18 protein-coding genes are annotated in these 19,100 nt (G+C 68.8%); 4 read left to right on the top strand and 14 right to left on the bottom strand.

Annotated features, from left to right (window positions below; all coding sequences use genetic code 11):
* Positions 1-145: 145 nt before the first annotated feature.
* Genes smc through ACXPWS_RS20645 form a run of 3 tightly spaced genes read right to left on the bottom strand, consistent with a single transcriptional unit; the run spans position 146 to position 4,441 of the window.
* Positions 146-3,730 (bottom strand): chromosome segregation protein SMC, encoded by a 3,585-nt coding sequence (gene smc, locus ACXPWS_RS20635; protein ID WP_458708435.1) that lies wholly within the window; start codon positions 3,728-3,730, stop codon positions 146-148.
* A 26-nt stretch (positions 3,731-3,756) separates the two neighbouring features.
* On the bottom strand, positions 3,757-4,041 hold the full coding sequence (locus ACXPWS_RS20640; RefSeq protein ID WP_458708436.1) for an acylphosphatase: 285 nt from the start codon (positions 4,039-4,041) through the stop codon (positions 3,757-3,759).
* The gene (locus ACXPWS_RS20645) at positions 4,025-4,441 is read right to left on the bottom strand and encodes an OsmC family protein (protein ID WP_458708437.1); all 417 of its coding nucleotides are present in this window, start codon (positions 4,439-4,441) and stop codon (positions 4,025-4,027) included. The genes ACXPWS_RS20640 and ACXPWS_RS20645 overlap by 17 nt, the downstream gene beginning before the upstream one ends.
* Before the next feature lie 89 nt (positions 4,442-4,530).
* Here ACXPWS_RS20645 and ACXPWS_RS20650 point away from each other — a divergent pair, with 89 nt between their 5' ends.
* Complete coding sequence (locus ACXPWS_RS20650) at positions 4,531-5,175, top strand: Rv0361 family membrane protein (RefSeq protein ID WP_458708438.1); 645 nt, start codon at positions 4,531-4,533, stop codon at positions 5,173-5,175.
* On the opposite strand, the gene mutM is transcribed toward ACXPWS_RS20650, so the two are convergent.
* Genes mutM through ACXPWS_RS20665 form a run of 3 tightly spaced genes read right to left on the bottom strand, consistent with a single transcriptional unit; the run spans position 5,159 to position 7,285 of the window.
* Positions 5,159-6,037: a bifunctional DNA-formamidopyrimidine glycosylase/DNA-(apurinic or apyrimidinic site) lyase gene (mutM, locus tag ACXPWS_RS20655; protein WP_458708439.1), complete on the bottom strand. Its 879-nt coding sequence runs from the start codon at positions 6,035-6,037 to the stop codon at positions 5,159-5,161. The two genes, ACXPWS_RS20650 and mutM, sit on opposite strands and share 17 nt — an antisense overlap.
* Entirely contained in the window at positions 6,030-6,722 is a 693-nt protein-coding gene (rnc, locus tag ACXPWS_RS20660; protein ID WP_458708440.1) for a ribonuclease III, read from the bottom strand. Before rnc ends, mutM begins: the two co-directional genes overlap by 8 nt.
* The gene (locus ACXPWS_RS20665; RefSeq protein WP_458708441.1) at positions 6,719-7,285 is read right to left on the bottom strand and encodes a YceD family protein; all 567 of its coding nucleotides are present in this window, start codon (positions 7,283-7,285) and stop codon (positions 6,719-6,721) included. Before ACXPWS_RS20665 ends, rnc begins: the two co-directional genes overlap by 4 nt.
* A 163-nt stretch (positions 7,286-7,448) precedes the next feature.
* Here ACXPWS_RS20665 and ACXPWS_RS20670 point away from each other — a divergent pair, with 163 nt between their 5' ends.
* Together ACXPWS_RS20670 and ACXPWS_RS20675 are read left to right on the top strand one after the other, a co-directional pair.
* A complete protein-coding gene (locus tag ACXPWS_RS20670) occupies positions 7,449-8,618 on the top strand; it encodes an LLM class flavin-dependent oxidoreductase (RefSeq protein WP_458708442.1) in 1,170 nt (389 codons plus the stop codon).
* The gene (locus tag ACXPWS_RS20675; protein ID WP_458708443.1) at positions 8,615-9,832 is read left to right on the top strand and encodes an SfnB family sulfur acquisition oxidoreductase; all 1,218 of its coding nucleotides are present in this window, start codon (positions 8,615-8,617) and stop codon (positions 9,830-9,832) included. Before ACXPWS_RS20670 ends, ACXPWS_RS20675 begins: the two co-directional genes overlap by 4 nt.
* On the opposite strand, the gene sepIVA is transcribed toward ACXPWS_RS20675, so the two are convergent.
* The 8 genes from sepIVA to ACXPWS_RS20715 form a co-directional block, all read right to left on the bottom strand.
* Positions 9,829-10,572, bottom strand: a complete 744-nt coding sequence (sepIVA, locus tag ACXPWS_RS20680; protein WP_458708444.1) for a cell division protein SepIVA — start codon at positions 10,570-10,572, stop codon at positions 9,829-9,831. The two genes, ACXPWS_RS20675 and sepIVA, sit on opposite strands and share 4 nt — an antisense overlap.
* A 91-nt stretch (positions 10,573-10,663) precedes the next feature.
* Positions 10,664-11,230, bottom strand: a complete 567-nt coding sequence (locus ACXPWS_RS20685) for a hemerythrin domain-containing protein (protein ID WP_458708445.1) — start codon at positions 11,228-11,230, stop codon at positions 10,664-10,666.
* An 84-nt stretch (positions 11,231-11,314) separates the two neighbouring features.
* Positions 11,315-11,791: a pantetheine-phosphate adenylyltransferase gene (coaD, locus tag ACXPWS_RS20690; RefSeq protein ID WP_458708446.1), complete on the bottom strand. Its 477-nt coding sequence runs from the start codon at positions 11,789-11,791 to the stop codon at positions 11,315-11,317.
* Positions 11,792-11,802: 11 nt separating this feature from the next.
* A complete protein-coding gene (gene rsmD / locus ACXPWS_RS20695) occupies positions 11,803-12,351 on the bottom strand; it encodes a 16S rRNA (guanine(966)-N(2))-methyltransferase RsmD (RefSeq protein ID WP_458713625.1) in 549 nt (182 codons plus the stop codon).
* Between the two features lies 1 nt (position 12,352).
* Complete coding sequence (locus ACXPWS_RS20700) at positions 12,353-15,736, bottom strand: pyruvate carboxylase (protein ID WP_458708447.1); 3,384 nt, start codon at positions 15,734-15,736, stop codon at positions 12,353-12,355.
* A 36-nt stretch (positions 15,737-15,772) separates the two neighbouring features.
* Entirely contained in the window at positions 15,773-16,408 is a 636-nt protein-coding gene (locus ACXPWS_RS20705) for a vitamin K epoxide reductase family protein (protein ID WP_458708448.1), read from the bottom strand.
* Positions 16,405-17,136 carry a DsbA family protein gene (locus ACXPWS_RS20710; protein WP_458708449.1) on the bottom strand — a complete coding sequence of 244 codons (732 nt, stop codon included), beginning with the start codon at positions 17,134-17,136 and terminating at the stop codon, positions 16,405-16,407. Before ACXPWS_RS20710 ends, ACXPWS_RS20705 begins: the two co-directional genes overlap by 4 nt.
* A gap of 35 nt (positions 17,137-17,171) precedes the next feature.
* Positions 17,172-18,257 carry an alpha/beta hydrolase gene (locus ACXPWS_RS20715; protein WP_458708450.1) on the bottom strand — a complete coding sequence of 362 codons (1,086 nt, stop codon included), beginning with the start codon at positions 18,255-18,257 and terminating at the stop codon, positions 17,172-17,174.
* On the opposite strand from ACXPWS_RS20715, the gene ACXPWS_RS20720 reads away from it, so the two are divergent.
* On the top strand, positions 18,256-19,095 hold the full coding sequence (locus tag ACXPWS_RS20720; protein ID WP_458708451.1) for an aldo/keto reductase: 840 nt from the start codon (positions 18,256-18,258) through the stop codon (positions 19,093-19,095). The genes ACXPWS_RS20715 and ACXPWS_RS20720 overlap by 2 nt on opposite strands.
* Positions 19,096-19,100: the final 5 nt, after the last annotated feature.

Below are 19,100 nucleotides of genomic sequence, written 5' to 3' on the forward strand. Positions count from 1 at the left end.
CCCTCGAATAAGAGCACCGACCGAACCGGATACCGAGGTGCGGCCGGGCTGACGAATAACTGAACCAATCGTCACGGGAGTACGCGCCGACACGGCAAGTAGTCGCCTACTCGAATGTGCACATCCGTCGATTCACGACCGACTGCTACTGCGCGGTGACCAGTTCCTCGCCACGCATCCGCTGCGAGATCACCTGGGTGATGCCGTCGCCCTGCATCGTCACGCCGTACAGTGCGTCGGCGATCTCCATCGTCGGCTTCTGGTGGGTGATGACGATCAGCTGCGAACGCTCGCGCAACTGCTCGAACAGGCCAAGCAGGCGCCGCAGGTTCACATCGTCGAGGGCCGCCTCGACCTCGTCCATGATGTAGAACGGTGACGGGCGGGCCCGGAAGATGGCCACCAGCATGGCCACCGCGGTGAGTGACTTCTCGCCACCGGACAGCAGCGACAGGCGCTTGACCTTCTTGCCGGGCGGGCGGGCCTCGACCTCGATGCCGGTGGTCAGCATGTCGTCCGGATTGGTCAGCAGCAGCCGGCCCTCACCGCCCGGGAACAGCGACGCGAACACCTGGGTGAACTCGCGCTCCACATCGGCGTAGGCCTCCGCGAACACCGTGAGGATGCGCGCGTCGACATCCTCGATGACATCCAGCAGGTCCTTTCGGGCCGCCTTGACGTCCTCCAGCTGGGTGGACAGGAAGTTGTAGCGCTCCTCCAGCGCGGCGAACTCCTCCAGCGCCAGCGGGTTGACCCGGCCCAGCTCGGACAGCTCCCGTTCGGCCTTCTTGGCGCGGCGTTCCTGGGTGGGCCGGTCGTACGGCATCGGCGCCGGCGCGGTCACCTGCTCACCGCGTTCCTTGGCCTGTTCGTATTCGGCCATCTCCAGTTCGGTCGGGGGCAACGGCACCTGGGGGCCGTATTCGGCGATCAGATCACCGGCCGCAAGCCCGAACTGCTCCAGCGCCTGCTGCTCCAGTTGCTCGATCCGAAGGGCCGCTTGCGCTTTGGCCACCTCGTCGCGGTGCAGCGAATCGGTGAGTGCGGTGATCCTGGTACCGAGTTCGGTGACCTCGGTCCGGGCCCTGCTCAACGCTTCGGCGCGCAGCCGGCGCTCGGTGGCCAACTCGTCGCGGATACGTGACGCGGCGCCCACCGCGTCGGCCAGCCGGGCGGCGACGAGCCGGCCCGATTCGGCCACGGCCGCCGCGACGGTGGCCGCGTATTCCCGCGCCTCGCGGGCCCGCAGTGCCCGCGCGCGCGACTCCCGTTCGGCAGCGGCCGAGCGGCGCAGCGAATCAGCCCGGCCGCGAACGGCATTCGCGCGTTCCTCGGCGGTACGCACCGCAAGCCGGGCTTCCACTTCGGTGGAGCGGGCCGCGTCGGCGGCCACGTTGGTCTCCTGCCGGTCCACCGCCTCGGCCTCGAACATCGGCTCCTGCTGCGCGTTGTGCAGCCGGGTCTCCAGCTCGGTCAGCTCCTCGACCGCCGACGCACGGCCGGCTTCCAGCTCGTCGCGCTGTTTGATCAGCCGCTGCCATTCGGCGTCGGCATTGCGTGACTCCTGGCCCAGCCGGCCGAGTTGTTCGTAGATCGCCGAGATGGCGGCATCGGATTCGTTGAGCGCGGCCAGGGCCTGCTCGGCGGCGTCCTGGCGGGCCGTCTGTTCTTCCTTTGCACCGGACAGCGCGGCCATCAGCTCCGCGCTCTGCCGCTCCACGGCGACGAGTTCGGCGCGGGCCTTGTCGATCTCCGACGCGATCTCCAGGGTGGACACCTTGCGATCCGAACCGCCACTGACCCAGCCGGCCCCGACCAGATCACCCTCGGTTGTCACCGCCCGTAGATGTGGTTGTGCGGCCACGATTTCGAGGGCCTCGGACAGGTCGTCGAGGACCACCACATCGGCCAGCATCGCGGTGATCGCACCGCGCAACCGGTCCGGCGCCTCCACCAGGTCGACGGCCCAGTGCGCACCGGGACTCAACGCACCGGCATCGGGCCGCGCCGCAACCGGCCAGTCCCCCAGCACGATCGCGGCCCGGCCGCCGTCGGCCTCCTTGAGGGCGGCGACCGCGGCGCGCGCGGCGCCGAGGTTTTCCGCGGCCACCGCGTCGGCGGCGGAACCGAGCACAGTGGCGACCGCCACCTCGAACCCCGCACGGACCCGCAGCAGTTTCGCCACCGAGCCGAAAAGCCCATCGGCACCGTGGTTTTCGGTCAACCACGCCGCGCCGTCCTTGCGGTCCAGCCCGACCGACAGCGCGTCGATCCGGGCCTGCAGCGAAGCCACCTGACGTTCGGCGCCCCGCTCGGCAGCCTGCAACTCCGCCACCCGCTCGTCGGCCAGCCGCAGTGCCGTCACCGTGCGATCGTGGTGGTCGTCGAGACCGACCTCGCCCTCGTCCAGTTCGCCGACCTTGGCCTGCACCACCTCGAATTCGGCCTGGGCATGCTCGACCCGGGCCGCAGCTTCCTCGATCCGCGCGGTCAGCCGGGCGATACCGTCATCGGTGGACTCCACTCGGGTGCGCATGGTGTCGACCTGGCCGGACAGTCGGGCCAACCCTTCCCGGCGGTCGGCCTCGGCGCGGGCCGCGGCGCGCTGCGCCCGTTCGGCCTCGGCGGCCACCCGCTCGCGCTCGGCCAGCTCGGCCCGGGCCGCCTCCAGCGCGTAACGAGATTCCTCGAGTTCCTCGAGCAGCTGGCGTTCCTCCTCGGCGACCAGATCGGCCTCCGCCTCCAGCGCGTCCGGATCGCGGCCGGGCGACGACTCCGGCGCGGAGTCCAGCAGCTGGGTCCGCTCGGTGGCGATGCGGACCGTCGCGCTCACCCGCTCGGCGAGCGCGGACAGCCGGAACCAGGTCTGCTGGGCGGCGTCGGCCCGCCCGGACAGGTCGGACACCGCGGTCTCGTGCGCGGCCAGTTCCAGCGTCGCCGCCTCCAGCCGGGTGTTGACCTCGTCGTGTTCGCGGCGCAGCGTGGTCTCGGCCTGATTGGTGTCGTTGAACTCGGTCTGCCGGGTGAGCAGGTCGTCGGCGGCCAGCCGCAGCCGGGCGTCGCGCAGGTCGGCCTGGATGGTCTGGGCGCGCCGGGCCATCTCGGCTTGGCGGCCCAGCGGCTTGAGCTGGCGGCGCAACTCGGTGGTCAGGTCGGTGAGCCGGGCCAGGTTGGCCTGCATGGAGTCGAGCTTGCGGACCGCCTTCTCTTTGCGCTTGCGGTGCTTGAGCACACCGGCGGCCTCTTCGATGAAGGCGCGGCGATCCTCCGGGCGGGACTCCAGGATCTCCGACAGCTTGCCCTGGCCCACGATGACGTGCATCTCCCGGCCGATGCCGGAGTCGCTGAGCAGTTCCTGCACATCCATCAAACGGCAACTGCTGCCGTTGATCTCGTACTCGCCCGCCCCGTCGCGGAACATCCGCCGGGTGATCGACACCTCGGAGTACTCGATGGGCAGCGCGTTGTCGGAGTTGTCGATGGTCAGCGTGACCTCGGCGCGCCCCAGCGGCGCCCGCGAGGACGTGCCGGCGAAGATGACGTCCTCCATCTTGCCGCCGCGCAATGTCTTGGCGCCCTGCTCCCCCATTACCCAGGTCAGGGCGTCGACGACGTTGGATTTACCGGATCCGTTCGGCCCGACGACGCAGGTGATTCCCGGTTCGAAGCGCAGAGTCGTCGCCGCGGCGAAGGATTTGAAACCCTTCAGCGTCAGACTCTTCAAATGCATGACGGGTAACCCTACCGTCGCCGCGGTTAACGCTCGGTGAAGCCCGGGATCTGCTCGCCCGCGTCGGCCCAGTCGGCGACCACCGTGTCGACCGCCCCCGGCGTGTCACCGCCGCGCAACAGTTCGAGCAGCCGTTCGCAGGCCGGCCGCGGCCCCTGCGCGACGACGTGCACCCTGCCGTCGGGTCGGTTGGAGGCGAAACCGGTCAGCCCCAGCTCCAAGGCCCGGGAACGGGTCCACCACCGGAAGCCGACACCCTGCACGTGGCCGTGCACCCAGGCATTCAGCCGAACTTCAGGGCCGGCGCTCATCGGACACTTCGAACTTGACCTCGGTACCCGATTTCAGCGTGCGCCCCACGGTGCAGACCTGGTCGATGGCGCGCTCGACCACCACCAGCAGGCGTTTGATCTCCTCCTCGGACAATCCCGACAGGTCGACCTCGAGCTTCTCCTGCAGCAGCGGGTAGCGCTCCTGCTCCCGGTCCGCGGCGCCGGACACCCGAATGGTGGCGGCGTAGTCGTCGCCGAGCCGACGGCGCAGCGGTTGGTCGCTGCTCATCCCGCTGCATGCGGCCAGGGCGATCTTCATCAGCTCGCCGGGGGTGAACACGCCCTCGACATCCTCGGATCCGACCAGCACTTCCGCACCGCGCGAGCTGTGACCGGTGTAGCGGCGCACGCCCGTGCGCTCGACCCACAGTTCTGTCATGACGTCATTCCTACCCGCTACGTGCGGTTCCGCGCTGCCGGTCACACCCCGCGTTAGGGTGAACTGCAACACCTTCAGGAGCAATCACCGTGACGCACTACCCGCCACAGCAGCCGGGCCCTTGGGACCCTGCCCAGCAGCCCGCCGCCGTGCCGTACCCCGCCTATCCGCCGTACGACGCGCCGCAGTACGGCGCGCCGCCGCCGTACGGTTATCCGCCGCAGGGCGCCTACGCCCCGCCTCAGCAGGGCCTCCCCTACCCGTATCCCTATCCGGCGCCCCCGCAGCCCAAGCGCAACCGCGGGTGGCTGATCGGCGGGGGCATCGCCGCGGTGGTGCTCGTCATCGCGCTGGTGGTCGGCGGGGTCGTCCTGCTGCGCTCCACTGCCACCCCGCAGGCGTCCAAGGACGAATCCGAGATCGCGCGGCTGGTCCAGGATTTCAACGCGGCGGGCAGTTCGGGCAAGTTCTCCGACCTGGCGCAGTACTTCTGCAAGGCCGAGGCCGGAATGTTCGGTGCCCTCGGTCAGCTCGGCGAGATCCTGCAGGGTATCGAGGTGCCCAGCAACGCACCGAAGACCGAGGTGACCGCCACCGACATCAAGGTGAAGGGCGATGTCGCCTCGGCGCACATGAACGCCGGCGGCCCGTTCGACACCGCTTACTTCCGTAAGGAATCCGGCGAGTGGAAGGTCTGCATGTCCGCGGCGACGGACTTCAACAAGAAGCAGTAGCCGCCCGCCGCACCCGCGGCGGCGGTTGACATTTCGGGCAGTAGAACGACGACCGGTTCATGAACTTCTCCCGCCGCATCACCGCGCCGCACCGCCGGCACGGCAGGTCCACCCGTCCGTACGCGTTGAGCGACCGGTCGAAGTAGCCCGACTCACCGTTGACGTTGACGTACAGCGAGTCGAATGAGGTACCGCCCTCCCGGAGCGCCGCGGTCATCACCTCGGCGGCCGCGTCGAGCAGTTCGGCCAGCTGCTTGCGGGGCAGCGCCGAGGCCGGCCGGCCGCCGTACACCCGCGCGGACCACAACGCCTCGTCGGCGTAGATGTTGCCGATCCCGGATACCACCGTCTGATCCAGCAGCTGCCGTTTGATCTCGGAATGCTTGCGCCGCAACACCGTCACCACGCCGTCGCGGTCGAAGGCCGGGTCCAGTGGGTCACGGGCGATGTGCGCGACGGGCAGCGGAACATCATCCGGACCGACCACCTCGGTGACCATCCAGCCGCCGAAGGTGCGCTGGTCGACGAAGCTCAACTCGGTGCCGTCGTCGAGCACCGACGCGATCCGAATATGAGACGGGTTGGGCACAGTGCCAGTTCCGTACCCGAGCAGCATCTGGCCACTCATGCCCAGATGCACCACCAGGGCGTCGCCGCTGTCCAGCGTGAGCCACAGGTACTTTCCGCGCCGGCCGGTCCCGGCGATCGTGGTGCCGCGCAACCGCGCCGACAGGTCCGCGGGACCGCCGTCGTGCCGGCGCGCCGCCCGCGGGTGCAGCACCTGGACCTCGGCGATGCGGCGGCCGACGACGTGCGCCTCGAGGCCGCGCCGCACCACCTCGACCTCGGGGAGTTCAGGCATCCTTGAGTGCATTCCAGGCGGCCGCCGCGGCCTTCAGTTCGGCCTCCTTCTTGGTGCGGCCCACGCCTCTGCCGTACTCGGCGCCCGCGACGGCGACCACCGCGGTGAATTCCTTGTCGTGGTCGGGCCCCTCTGAGCTGACGGAGTACGACGGGGGCCCCAGTCCACGGGCGACGGTGAGTTCCTGCAGGCTGCTCTTCCAGTCCAGGCCGGCGCCCAGCGTGGGCGCGGTGTCGAGCAGGTCGCCGAACAACCGCAGGATGACCTTCCGGGCCGCGGTGTTGCCGTGCTCGATATAGATTGCGCCCAAGAGGGATTCGACGCCGTCGGCCAGGATGCTGGATTTGTCGGCGCCCCCGGAGCTCTCCTCGCCCTTACCCAGCAGCAGGTAGGAGCCCAGCCCGTCGGTACCCAGTCCGCGCCCGACGTCGGCCAGCGCGTGGGTATTGACGATGCTGGCCCGCAACTTGGCCAGGTCACCTTCGGGCCGGTCGGGATGGCGGTTGTACAGCTCTTCGGTGATGGTCAGGCCGAGCACCGCGTCGCCCAGGAACTCGAGGCGCTCGTTGGTGGGCAGGCCGCCGTTCTCATAGGAGTAACTGCGATGCGTCAGCGCGACGGTGAGCAGGTCGTCGGACAGCTTGATGCCGAGCGAGTCGAGCAGCGGGGTGCGATCGACGGTCACGCATCCGCTCCGGGTCCGGCGTCACTTCCGATGTCGTCCTTGAGCGCGGCCAGCTTGGCCCAGCGCGGATCGATCTTGTCGTGCCCGTGCCCGGGTTCGGCCGAGCTCAGCGCCACGCCGCAGTCCGGGCACAGCCCGGGGCAGTCCTCCCGGCACAGCGGGGTGAAGGGCAGCGCCAGCCCGACCGCGTCCACGATCGGCTGTTCGAGGTCGACGCGGTCGTCGACCACATGACCCACCTCATCGTCGTCCGTGGTCTCCTCGGTGGTGCTGCCCGGATAGGCGAACAGTTCGGTGAGTTCGATGCTCACGTGGCCGGTCAGCGGTTCCAGGCAGCGCACGCAGTCGCCCCTGGTGGGTGCCGCGACGCTGCCGGTCACCAACACACCCTCGGACACGGATTGCAGCACGAGGTCGAGCTCCACCGGGGCGCCCTGCTCGATCCGGATCAGGTCCAGGCCGATATTGGCCGGTGCGGGCACCGTGTCCTGCACCGTGATCATCGAGCCGGGCCGATGCCCCAGCCGCGAGATGTCGATGACGAGCGGATTCGGGCGGGCCATGTCGCTGATCCTACTTTGGCGCCGACCGCCGTCGACCGGGGGCGAAACTCGATCACCGAGATTTTTATTCGCCCCCGGCGCTGTGGCCGGTGAGGTCGGTGATGTCGGGCGGCGAACACCGGCGGTGGCACCGACCGGGTCGGCGGACATCGATACTCGACCCGTGACTGTCAAGCTGCACTGGTTCCTGCCCACTTACGGCGACAGCCGGCTGATCGTCGGAGGTGGACACGGCACTCCGGCCGGTGCCGCCGGGGGTGATCGCGAGGCGTCGATCGACTATCTGGCGTCGATCGTGCGGGCCGCCGAGCGGTTCGGGTTCACCGGGGCACTCATCCCGACCGGGGCCTGGTGCGAGGACGCCTTCGTGACCGCCGCCCTGCTGGCGCGGGAAACCACGTCACTGGCCTTCCTGGTGGCGTTCCGCCCCGGACTGGTCAGCCCGACGCTGTCGGCGCAGATGGCCGCCACCTTCGCCCGGCACGCACCGGGACGCATCCTGCTCAACGTGGTGGTCGGCGGGGAGGCGCATGAGCAGCGCTCGTTCGGCGATCACCTGGACAAGGACGCCCGGTACGCCCGCGCCGACGAGTTCCTCGAGGTGGTACGCCGGCTCTTTGCCGGCGAGACGGTCAGCCTGAACGGCGAGTACGTCAACGTCGAGGAGGCCGCGCTGGCGGTGCCGCCCAGCCCGGTGCCGCCGCTGTACTTCGGTGGCAGCTCGAAGGCCGCGGGCCCGGTCGCGGCGCGGCATTCCGATGTCTACCTCACCTGGGGTGAGCCACCGGCCGCGGTGGCCGAGAAGATTGCCTGGATCCGCAAGGAGGCCGAGGCCGCGGGGCGCACGCTGCGGTTCGGCATCCGGCTGCACACCATCTCCCGTGACACCGCCGACGAGGCGTGGGCCCAGGCCGACAAACTGATCGGCGCGCTCGACGAAAAGACCGTGCAGGCCGCGCAGGCCGGGCTGGCCCGCAGCCAGTCCGAGGGACAGAAGCGGATGCTGGCCTTGCACGAGGCCAACCGGGCCGACGGCAGCTGGAGCGATGCCCGCACCCTGGAGATCGCCCCGAACCTGTGGTCCGGCGTCGGATTGGTGCGCGGCGGGGCGGGCACCGCCCTGGTCGGCAGCCACACCGAGGTGGCCGACCGGATCGCCGAGTACGCCGAGATCGGCATCGACGAGTTCATCTTCTCCGGCTACCCGCACCTGGAGGAGCTGTTCTGGTTCGGCGAGGGCGTGGTGCCGATCCTGCGGGAACGCGGCCTGTTCAACGCGGGCGCGTCGGAGGCCCCGCAGGTCTCGATCCCGTTCGTCGGTGCGGCACGGTGACGGTGACGGCGGCGCGGGCCCGGATCACCGACGCGGACCACGCACTGGCAGTGGCCGCCGAACTCGCCGAGGTGTTCGCCGCGGGCGCGGGAGCGCGAGATGCCGGCCGCGAACTGCCCCATGAGCAGGTGCGCGCGCTCAAAGGTGCTGGGCTGCTTGCCTTGTCGGTGCCGCTGGAGCACGGCGGGATCGACGCGCCTGCGTCGGTGATCGCCGAGGTGTTCCGGTTGCTGGCACATGCCGATGCATCACTGGCCCAGATTCCGCATTCGCACTACACCTTCCTGGAGGCGGTGCGCCTGCAGGGCAGCCCCGAGCAGCAGGCGTTCTTCTACGGAAAGGTGCGCGACGGGGCGCTGTTCGCCAACGCGCAGTCCGAACGCTCCGGCCCCATCGACGTGGACACCACCGTCCTGACCCCGACCGCTGACGGCAACTACCGGCTGTCGGGGCGCAAGTTCTATTCCACCGGAGCGCTTTTCGCCGACTGGGTGATCGTGCGGGCCTCGCTGCCCGAGCACCCCGGGGACACCCCGACGTCGTCCACACCGAAAGCGCTGGCCTTCGTGCCCGCCGGCACCGAGGGCGTGCAGATCGTAGACGACTGGGACGGGATGGGGCAGCGCACCACCGCGTCGGGCACCGTGACACTCGACGATGTGCTGGTGCCCGCCGCGCACGTGGTGGCGTTCACCCCGATCTTCACGGCGCCCAGTGTGTACGGTGCCCGCGCCCAGTTGTTCCACACCGCGCTGGACGTCGGAATCGCCACGGCCGCACTGGCCGAGGGCGTCCGGCAGGTCGCCAAGGCACGGCCCCATTTCGAGGCCGACGTGTCCGAGGCGGCCGATGATCCGACGCTGATTCAGGTCGCCGGGAACCTCACCGTGACGGTGCGTGGCGCGCAGGCCCTGCTGACCGAAGCGGGCCGGGCGGTCGACGCCGCCACCGCCGGCCTGAACGAAGACTCGGCGGCAGAAGCTTCGGTTGCCGTCGCCGTCGCCAAGGTGGCGGCGACTCGCGCATCGCTGGAGGCTGCCGGCACTTTGTTCGAGCTCGGTGGTACCCGCAGTGCATCGGCCGCAGCGAACCTGTCGCGCTACTGGCGTGATGCCCGCACCCATACGTTGCACGACGCCACGCGGTGGAAGGTGCAGCACATCGGCCGCTACACATTGTCCGGGACGAAACCGCCCCGGCACGGCCAGCTTTAGGCCGACCGCGTCACGTAATCGTGGGTGCCGGCGGCAGTGCGCAGCTGGTGGCGCCCGCGGCTCACCGAGCGCAGGGTGCCATTGAGGTAGTCCTCGAATTCGGCCAGCTTGCTGTCGACGTAGATGTCGCATTCGCCGCGCAACCGGTCGGCCTCGGCATGTGCGGAGTCGACCAGACGGGTGGCCTCGGCGGTGGCCGTCTGCACGATCTCGGTCTGCGAGACCAGGCGTTGCTGCTCCTTGATACCTTCCTGGACGGCCTTCTCGTAGGACAGGTTGCCGTTCTCGATCAGCCGGTCGGCCTCGGACTTGGCGCGGCCGGTGCTGGCCTCGTATTCACGCTTGGCCGCGGCGCCGATCCGGGTGGCCTCGTCACGCGCCTCGGTCACCATCCGGTCGGCGTGGGCGCGAGCTTCGTGCACCATCCGATCGGCGGCGGACTTGGCCTCGGCCATCATCCGATCGGCTTCGCTGCGGGCGTGATTGAGCAGGGAGTCGGCCTCGGCGTTGGCCGAGGACACCGTGGCATCGGCATGCTCGCGGGCTTCGTTCAGCATGGCATCGCGTGCGTCGAGCACGTCCTGGGCATCGTCGAGTTCGCCGGGAATGGCGTCCTTGATGTCGTCGAGCAGCTCCAGGACATCACCACGGGGCACCATGCAACCGGCCGTCATCGGCACGCCGCGTGCTTCCTCCACAATCGCACTGAGTTCGTCAAGCGCCTCAAACACTCGGTACACGGCAACACCCTCCAGGCGTAGTTGTTAGTGACCAGTGTGCCTGGTGTTACCCCTGTGACAGGAGTTTTGTCCCGGTGTGTCGCGCTACCGGCTAGCGCATCGCCGCAGCGAGAGCGTCCCTGGCCCGGTCCAGCATCGAGGCGAACGGCCCCACGGCGTAGTTCAGCAGCGGCGTCTCGACCCCCGGATGCGGGCGGGTCGGCGCGATGGCCTGGGCGGCCTGGACCGCCTTGACCATACGGGCCAGGTCGGCATCGCTGAGCTTGCGTTGCAAGCGGCTGAACTCCTCGGTCTCCTCGCGTTCGGCGTGCTTGACGACATCGGCGCGCAACAGCGTCAGTTCTTCGAGGAACGCGTCGGAATCGACGTCCATCCCCTCCAGCTTCGCCAGCTGCTCCTTGGCGCCGTGTTCCTCTTCGAGCCGGGCATCGACGATCTCGTTCCCGCCGGTGACCTCGCGCCTGGCCCGCGGATGCACCACCATCTCCTCGGCGGTCTCGTGCACCGCCAGCAGCTGCCGCAAGTCGGTGAAGGCCTTCTCCCTGGCCTTGCGCCCCGAAGCGGACTGCACTTCATCGAAGAGATCCTGGATCAGGTTGTGCTGGTCCTTGAGGAAGTTCACGACGTCGTCGGTGGATTGGACAAACGTTTCGACCATGGCGAAACCTCCTGAGCCGGTGGGTTGACGCGAGGGCGCGGATGCGCCGTGCGCCACCTCTGGCTTACCCGCCGGGCACGGGCACTAACCCAGCAGCTTGGCGCGCAGCCGGACGTTGACCGGCTCGGGCAGCAGATCGCTGACGTCTCCGCCGAGCGACGCCACCTCTTTGGCCAGCGAAGACGACACGAACGAGTACCGGGGCGTGGTGGCCACGAAGAACGTGTCCACGCCCGCGACGTGCTTGTTCATCTGCGCCATCTGCAGCTCGTACTCGAAATCGGTGCCGGTGCGCAGGCCTTTGACGATGGCGGTCAGTCCGCGCTGCTTGACGAAGTCCACCACCAGGCCCTGACCGGATTCGACCCGCAGGTTCGGCAGATGTGTCGTCGACTCGCGGATCAACTCGATGCGTTCGTCGGCGCTGAACATGCCCTTCTTGTTCGGGTTGACCAGCACGGCCACCACGAGCTCGTCGAACTGGGCGGCGGCCCGTTCGAAGATGTCGATGTGACCGAGGGTGACCGGGTCGAAGGATCCTGGGCAGACGGCGCCACTCATGTGGCCCGACGTTACGCGATCCCGAACTCCAGCCGGGTGTCGCCGTAGCGTCGTTCGTCGACAGATTCCCAGCCTTCGGGCCAGTTCAGCGCGGGACCACCGGCGCCACGTTCGACGACGGTCACCGTCCCGGCAGCCACCCAACCGTGGCCGTGCAAGGCCGCGAGCACCGCCTCGACGTCGGCGACAGCCAGTTCATACGGAGGGTCGGCGAACACCAGGTCCACAGGCTTGGCCGCCCCGCCGGTCAGCACCTTGAGCACCGGCGCGCACCGCACGGTGCCCACGGCGCCGAGGGTGGCGATGTTGTCGGCCACCACGGCCGCTGCCTTGCGGTCCGATTCGACGAACAGCGCACTGGCCGCACCCCGGGACAGCGCCTCCAGTCCCAGCGCACCCGACCCCGCGTACAGGTCCAGCACCACCGCGTCCTGGAAGTCCATCCGCGCGGCCAGCACGTTGAACAGCGATTCGCGGACGCGGTCGGTGGTGGGCCGGGTGCCGCGGGCGGGCACCGCGATGCGGCGCCCGCCGTAGCGGCCGGCGACGATCCGGGTCAGGTCAACTCACCACCACGAGCAGGTCCCCACCCTCGACCTGCGCGGTGGCACTGACCGCCACCCGCGCGACGGTGCCGGCGCGCGGCGCGGTGATGGCGGCCTCCATCTTCATGGCTTCGATGGTGGCGATGGTCTGGCCGGCTTCGATGCGGTCGCCGGCGTTGACGCCGACGGTGACCACCCCGGCGAACGGGGCCGCCACGTGATCGGGATTGGCCTTGTCGGCTTTCTCGGCGGCCGGGATGTCGGTGGCGATGCTGCGGTCGCGCACCAGCACCGGGCGCAGCTGCCCGTTGAGGATGCACAGCACGGTGCGCATACCGCGGTCATCTGCCTCGGAGACCGCTTCCAGACCGATGAGCAGTTGCACGCCGCGTTCCAATTCGACGCGATGCTCCTCACCCTGGCGCAGCCCGTAGAAGAACTGGTTGGCACTCAGCGACGAGGTGTCACCGTATTCCTCCCGGTGCGCCTCGAATTCCTTTGTGGGACCGGGGAACAGCAGCCGGTTCAGCCGCGCCTGGCGCTTGGGGCCGGGTGCGGCCAGCAGCGCCTCGTCCTCGCCGGAGAGCTGCTGCTCGGGCTTGGCCGGACTGCGGCCCTGTAACGCCTTGGACCGCAACGGTTCCGGCCAGCCGCCGGGCGGATCGCCCAACTCGCCGCGCAGAAACCCGATCACACTGTCGGGGATGTCATAGCGATCGGGATCGGCGGCGAACTCGTCGGCGGCGGCTCCGGCGCCCACCAGCGACAGGGCCAGGTCGCCGACCACCTTGCTGGACGGGGTGACCTTCACCAACCGGCCCAGCACCCGATCCGCGCCGGCATAGGCGTTCTCGACATCCTCGAACCGGTCGCCCAGACCCAGCGCGATCGCCTGCTGACGAAGATTGGACAGCTGCCCGCCGGGGATCTCGTGGGTGTAGACGCGCCCCGTCGGCGCCGGCAACCCGGACTCGAACGGCGCATACACCCGGCGCAGCGCCTCCCAGTACGGCTCCAGCTCGCATACCGCCGAAAGGTCGAGCCCGGTGTCGTATTCGGTGTGCGCGGTCGCGGCGACGATCGCCGACAACGCGGGCTGACTGGTGGTGCCCGCCAACGGCGAGGCCGCCCCGTCCACCGCGGACGCACCCGCCTGCCAGGCCGCCAGATACGTCGCCAGCTGCCCGCCGGGAGTGTCGTGGGTGTGCACGTGCACCGGCAGGTCGAAGCGCTCCCGTAATGCCGTCACCAGCGTGGCCGCGGCCTGCGGGCGCAACAAACCCGCCATGTCCTTGATGGCCAGCACATGCGCGCCGGCATCGACGATCTGCTCGGCGAGACGCAGGTAGTAGTCCAGCGTGTAGAGATCCTCGGCGGGATTGCTCAGGTCACCGGTGTAGGACATCGCGACCTCGGCAACCGCGGTGCCGGTCGCGCGGACGGCATCGATGGCCGGGCGCATCGATCCGACGTTGTTCAGGGCATCGAAGATCCGGAAGATGTCGACACCGGTCGCGGCCGCTTCCTCGACGAACGCGTCGGTCACCAACTCCGGGTAGGGCGTGTAGCCCACCGTGTTCCGCCCGCGCAGCAGCATCTGCAGGCAGATGTTGGGCATCGCCTCGCGCAGCGCGGCCAGCCGCTCCCACGGATCCTCTTTCAGGAAGCGAAGCGCCACATCGTAAGTCGCCCCACCCCAGCATTCCACCGACAACAACTGCGGGGTCATCCGCGCGACATAAGGCGCCACCCGCAACAGTCCCGACGTGCGTACCCGGGTCGCCAGCAACGACTGATGCGCATCGCGGAACGTGGTGTCGGTGACGCCCAGGGCCGGACTGTCGCGCAGCCAGGCCGCGAAACCGGTCGGCCCCAACTCGGCCAGTCGCTGCTTGGAGCCCGCAGGCGGTGCGCTGCTCAGATCCAGCGCAGGCAACTTGTCCTGCGGATAGATCGCCGAACGTCGTTCGCCGTGCGGCTTGTTGACCGTCACGTCGGCCAGGTAGTTCAGAATTCGGGTGCCGCGGTCGGCCGGGGTGTGCGCGGTCAGCAGTTGCGGACGGTCATCGATGAACGACGTGGTGACCCGCCCGGCCCGGAAATCCGGGTCGTCCAGCACAGCCTGCAAGAACGGGATGTTGGTGGACACCCCGCGGATCCGGAACTCCGCCAGCGCGCGCCGGGCCCGAGCCACCGCAATCCCGAAATCCCTGCCCCGACAAGTCAATTTGACCAGCATCGAGTCGAAGTGGGCCGAGATCTCCGCGCCGGTGTGGGTGCCGCCGTCCAGGCGGATACCCGCGCCGCCGGGTGACCGGTAGGCGGTGATCCGGCCGGTGTCGGGCCGGAAACCATTGGCGGGGTCCTCGGTGGTGATCCGGCACTGCATGGCCGCGCCACGAATCTGGATCGAATCCTGACTCAGACCCAGATCGGCCAGGGTCTCCCCCGCGGCGATCCGCAGCTGCGAGGACACCAGATCCACATCGGTGATCTCCTCGGTTACCGTGTGCTCGACCTGAATCCGCGGGTTGCACTCGATGAACACGTGGTGGCCACGCTCATCGAGCAGGAACTCGATGGTCCCCGCGCAGCTGTAATCGATCTCCCGCGCCAGCGCCACCGCGTCGGCGCAGATCTTCTCGCGCACCGCCGGTTCCAGATTCGGCGCCGGCGCCAGCTCGATCACCTTCTGATGACGGCGCTGCACACTGCAATCCCGCTCGAACAGATGCATCACGTTGCCGGCACCATCGGCCAGGATCTGCACCTCGATGTGGCGCGGGTTGATCACCGCCTGCTCGAGGTAGACCGTCGGATCACCGAACGCCGATTCGGCCTCCCGGCTGGCTGCCTCGATCGCCTCGGCCAGCCCGTCGGGCTCGGCCACCCGCCGCATGCCCCGGCCACCGCCACCGGACACCGCCTTGACGAACAACGGGAACTGCATCCGGGTGGACGCCTCGACCAGTTCGTCCACCGACGCCGACGGCTCCGAGGAGGCCAGCACCGGCAGGCCGGCGGCCTTGGCCGCCGCGATCGCGCGGGCCTTGTTGCCGGTCAGCTCCAGGACATCGGCCGACGGCCCGACGAACGTGATCCCGGCCTCGGCGCAGGCCCGCGCCAGTTCCGGATTCTCCGACAGGAAGCCATAACCGGGGTAGACCGCATCCGCACCGGCATGCTTGGCCACCCGGATGATCTCGGGCACCGACAGGTACGCCCGGACCGGATGTCCCTCGTCACCGATCTGATAGGACTCATCGGCCTTGAGCCGGTGCAGCGAATTGCGGTCCTCGAACGGGTACACCGCGACCGTCGCAATGCCCAGCTCCGTCGCCGCGCGAAACGCGCGAATGGCGATCTCACCGCGGTTGGCTACCAAGATTTTGGAAATCACGAGGTAAACCCTATCTTTCTGGCCGTAACCCCAGTGTTACAGAAGCGTTGACCAGTAATTCCAGAATCTCACCAGGATCATCAGCAGCAGTGAGGTGAACCAGAGCGCCACCAGCGACCAGCGCCACTGGTAGAGCACGCGACCCGCGCCGCTGGTGGCGGACCGGCCCCGCAGGGCGATGGAGGCCACCACGACGAACAGCGGGATCGTCACGGCCCACACCGCCATGCAGTACGGGCAGAGCGCGCCGATCCGGTACAGGCTCTGGAAGATCAGCCAGTGGATGAACACCGCGCCCAGCGCGGTGCCGATCGCCAGTCCGACCCAGTACCAGCGCGGCAGCCTCACCTTGGCGACCGCGAGCACCCCGGTGACCACCACGACACTGAACGCCGCGATGCCGATCAACGGGTTCGGGAAGCCGAACACCGAGGCTTGCGGGGTGATCATCACCGACCCGCAGGACAGCACAGGGTTGATGCTGCAGGACGGCACGTACGCCGGGTTGATCAGGATCTCGATCTTCTCGATCGTCAACGTGAGTGCGGCTGCCAACCCGACGATGCCGGCGATGAGGATCCACCAGGCGCCGGCCGGACCCACCGGGCCGGACGTCTCGTCGGGCTCGGTGCCGGACGTCTCGTCCGGCTCGGTGGCGGCGGCTGCGGTCACTTCATCCCCGGCACGTCGCCGACGATCTCCTTGATCTTGTCGACCAACGCGTCGGGAGTGCTGAACTGGTAGTCCTCACCGTTGATCCGGACCGTCGGCGTGGAGTTGATCTTGCTGGCCTGCGCCAGGCCCTGCACCAGATCGACGTACTTGTTCTTGTTGATGCAGTCCGGGACCTTGCCCGCCGCACCGGCCTGCCGCGCCGTCTCGATGATCTGCGCGTTGGTCGGGAACGTGGTGGCCGTCTCGTTCGGCTGCTGGGCATACATCGCGGCATGGAACCTGCGGAATGCGTCGATCGACTCGTCGGCCACGCAATAGGCGGCGCCGCCGGCCCGGGACGGATAGTTCTGGTTACTCGGCGCGTCCAGGATTCCGACCATGTAGTAGTCGGCGGCCACCGCACCGCTGTCGATGAGCTTGCTCACCGCGGGGCCGAACTGCTTCTCGAATGCGCCGCAGTGCGGGCACAGGAAGTCTTCGTACATCGACAGCACGGCCTTGGGCTCGGAGGTGCCGTCCTTGGTGATCAGCTTGCTCGAGGTGACCCGGATGGACTTGGCCTCGCCGGCCGGCGGCTTCTTGTCACCGGACATCACGATGTAGAGCACCAGCGCCACAGCGAACACGACGACGACGGAGGTCAATCCGATCTGGATGAGCAGATTGCGCTTACGGTCGGCGGCCTTGAGGTCGTAACTGGCCTGACGCTTGGGTTTGTTCGCCACGGGGTGCAGCCTACCGGCGCGCCGCGGCGGGGTTCTCAGGTCCGGCTCAGATGCGCCCGCAGCGCCGAGATCAGGTCGGCGACGGCGGTCTCGCTGCCGCCGCCGAGCGGGAAGAAATTGGCGAACGCATGCACCAGCGAGCCGTACTCGCGCCAGTCGACGGGCACCCCCGCGGCGGCCAGCGCCTGCGCATAGGACCTGCCCTCGTCGCGCAGCGGATCGAAGCCACCGGTGGCCACCAGCGCGGGAGACAGCCCGGACAGGTCGGTGGCCAGCAGCGGGGCGACCCGCGGATCGGAACGGTCGATCCCGGCGCCGTCCACGTAGTGCTGGTGGAACCAGTCCATGTCGGGCTTGCTCAGGAAGTAGCCGTCGGCGAACAGCGTCTTGGACACCGTCGCGCTCCCGAGATCGGTGACCGGATAGATCAGGAACTGCAGGGCCGGTAGCCGCACGCCGTCGGCGCGCGCGGACTGCGTGACCACCGCGGCGAGGTTTCCGCCGGCGCTGTCGCCGCCGACGGCGATCCGATCGGGGTCGGCGTCCAGTTCGCCGGCGTGCTCCAGCGCCCAGCGGTAGGCGGCGTCGGCGTCATCGGCCGCGGCGGGCGCCTTGTGTTCGGGTGCCAGCCGGTAGGCGACCGACAGCACGTGCACGCCGGCGCCGTGGCTGATGCGCCGGCACAGCGCGTCGTGGCTGTCCAGGTCACCGACCACGAATCCGCCACCGTGGTAGAAGACCAGCAGCGGGGCGCCGGGCGCGGCCTGGTAATGCCGGACCGGGATCTGGCCGGCCGGGCCGGGAATGCCGAAGTCCCGGGTGGGGACCACGACCGGAGAGCGGAACGCCTTGCTCGCCCGGGCCAGCTGGGCCCGCGCGACGTGCACGTCGGCACTGGCGACCAGTCCGGAGACCTTGCTCAGCCGTTGCGCGGTGAGCATCAGCTGCAGCGACGTGTCCAGGGTGTTGCCGTCGACGGTGACCGCGCGCCGGCCCAGCAGCAGCCGCTTGACCGGATCGGGGATTCTGGCCATCACGGGTATCCCGATGCGGCCCGCGGCATTGGCGACGGCCAGCCGGGTCCGCCCCGGATGCCGATGTGCTGGCAGACTTTGCGCCATGACTCTCCCTACGCAACCGACGGTCTTGCTGAACGACGGCCACTCGATTCCCACCGTCGGGTTGGGAGTCTGGCAGACGCCCCCGGAGGAGACTCAGCGTGCCGTCGAAGCGGCCCTTGCCGCGGGCTACCGGCACATCGACACCGCGGCCGTTTACGGCAACGAAGCCGAGGTCGGACACGCCCTGGCCGCCTCGGGGGTACCGCGGGAGGACGTATTCGTCGTCACGAAGCTGTGGAACGCGGATCAGGGCTACGAGAAAGCCGTGAAGGCCTTCGACGCCAGCGCCGAGCGCCTGGGTGTCGAGTACGTGGACCTCTATCTGATCCACTGGCCGGTGCCCGAGGCCAACCTGTTCGTGGACTCGTTCAAGGGCCTGGCCCATCTGCGTGAGCAGGGCCGGGTCCGCTCGATCGGCGTGAGCAACTTCGCCACCGAGCATCTGCGCACCCTCGTCGACAGCACCGGGATCGTGCCGGCGGTCAACCAGATCGAATTGCATCCGCGCCTTCCGCAGCAGGAATTGCGGGAGCTGCACGCCGAGTTGGGTATTGCCACCGAGGCGTGGAGCCCGCTGGGCCAGGGTGGGTTGCTGAACGACCCTGCGGTGGTGGCTGTAGCAGAGGCGCACGATAAAACACCTGCCCAGGTACTGATCAGGTGGCACATCCAGCTGGGTAATATCGTCATTCCGAAGTCGGTGAACCCTGACCGGATTGCGAGTAATTTCGACGTGTTCGATTTCGAATTGAGCGAGCAGGACATCGCGTCCGTCGCCGCGCTCGACGATGGAACGCGACTGGGTCCCGATCCACGCACATTCAATTTCACAGGGTAGGTGAC

The organism is Mycobacterium sp. BMJ-28 (assembly GCF_054404835.1).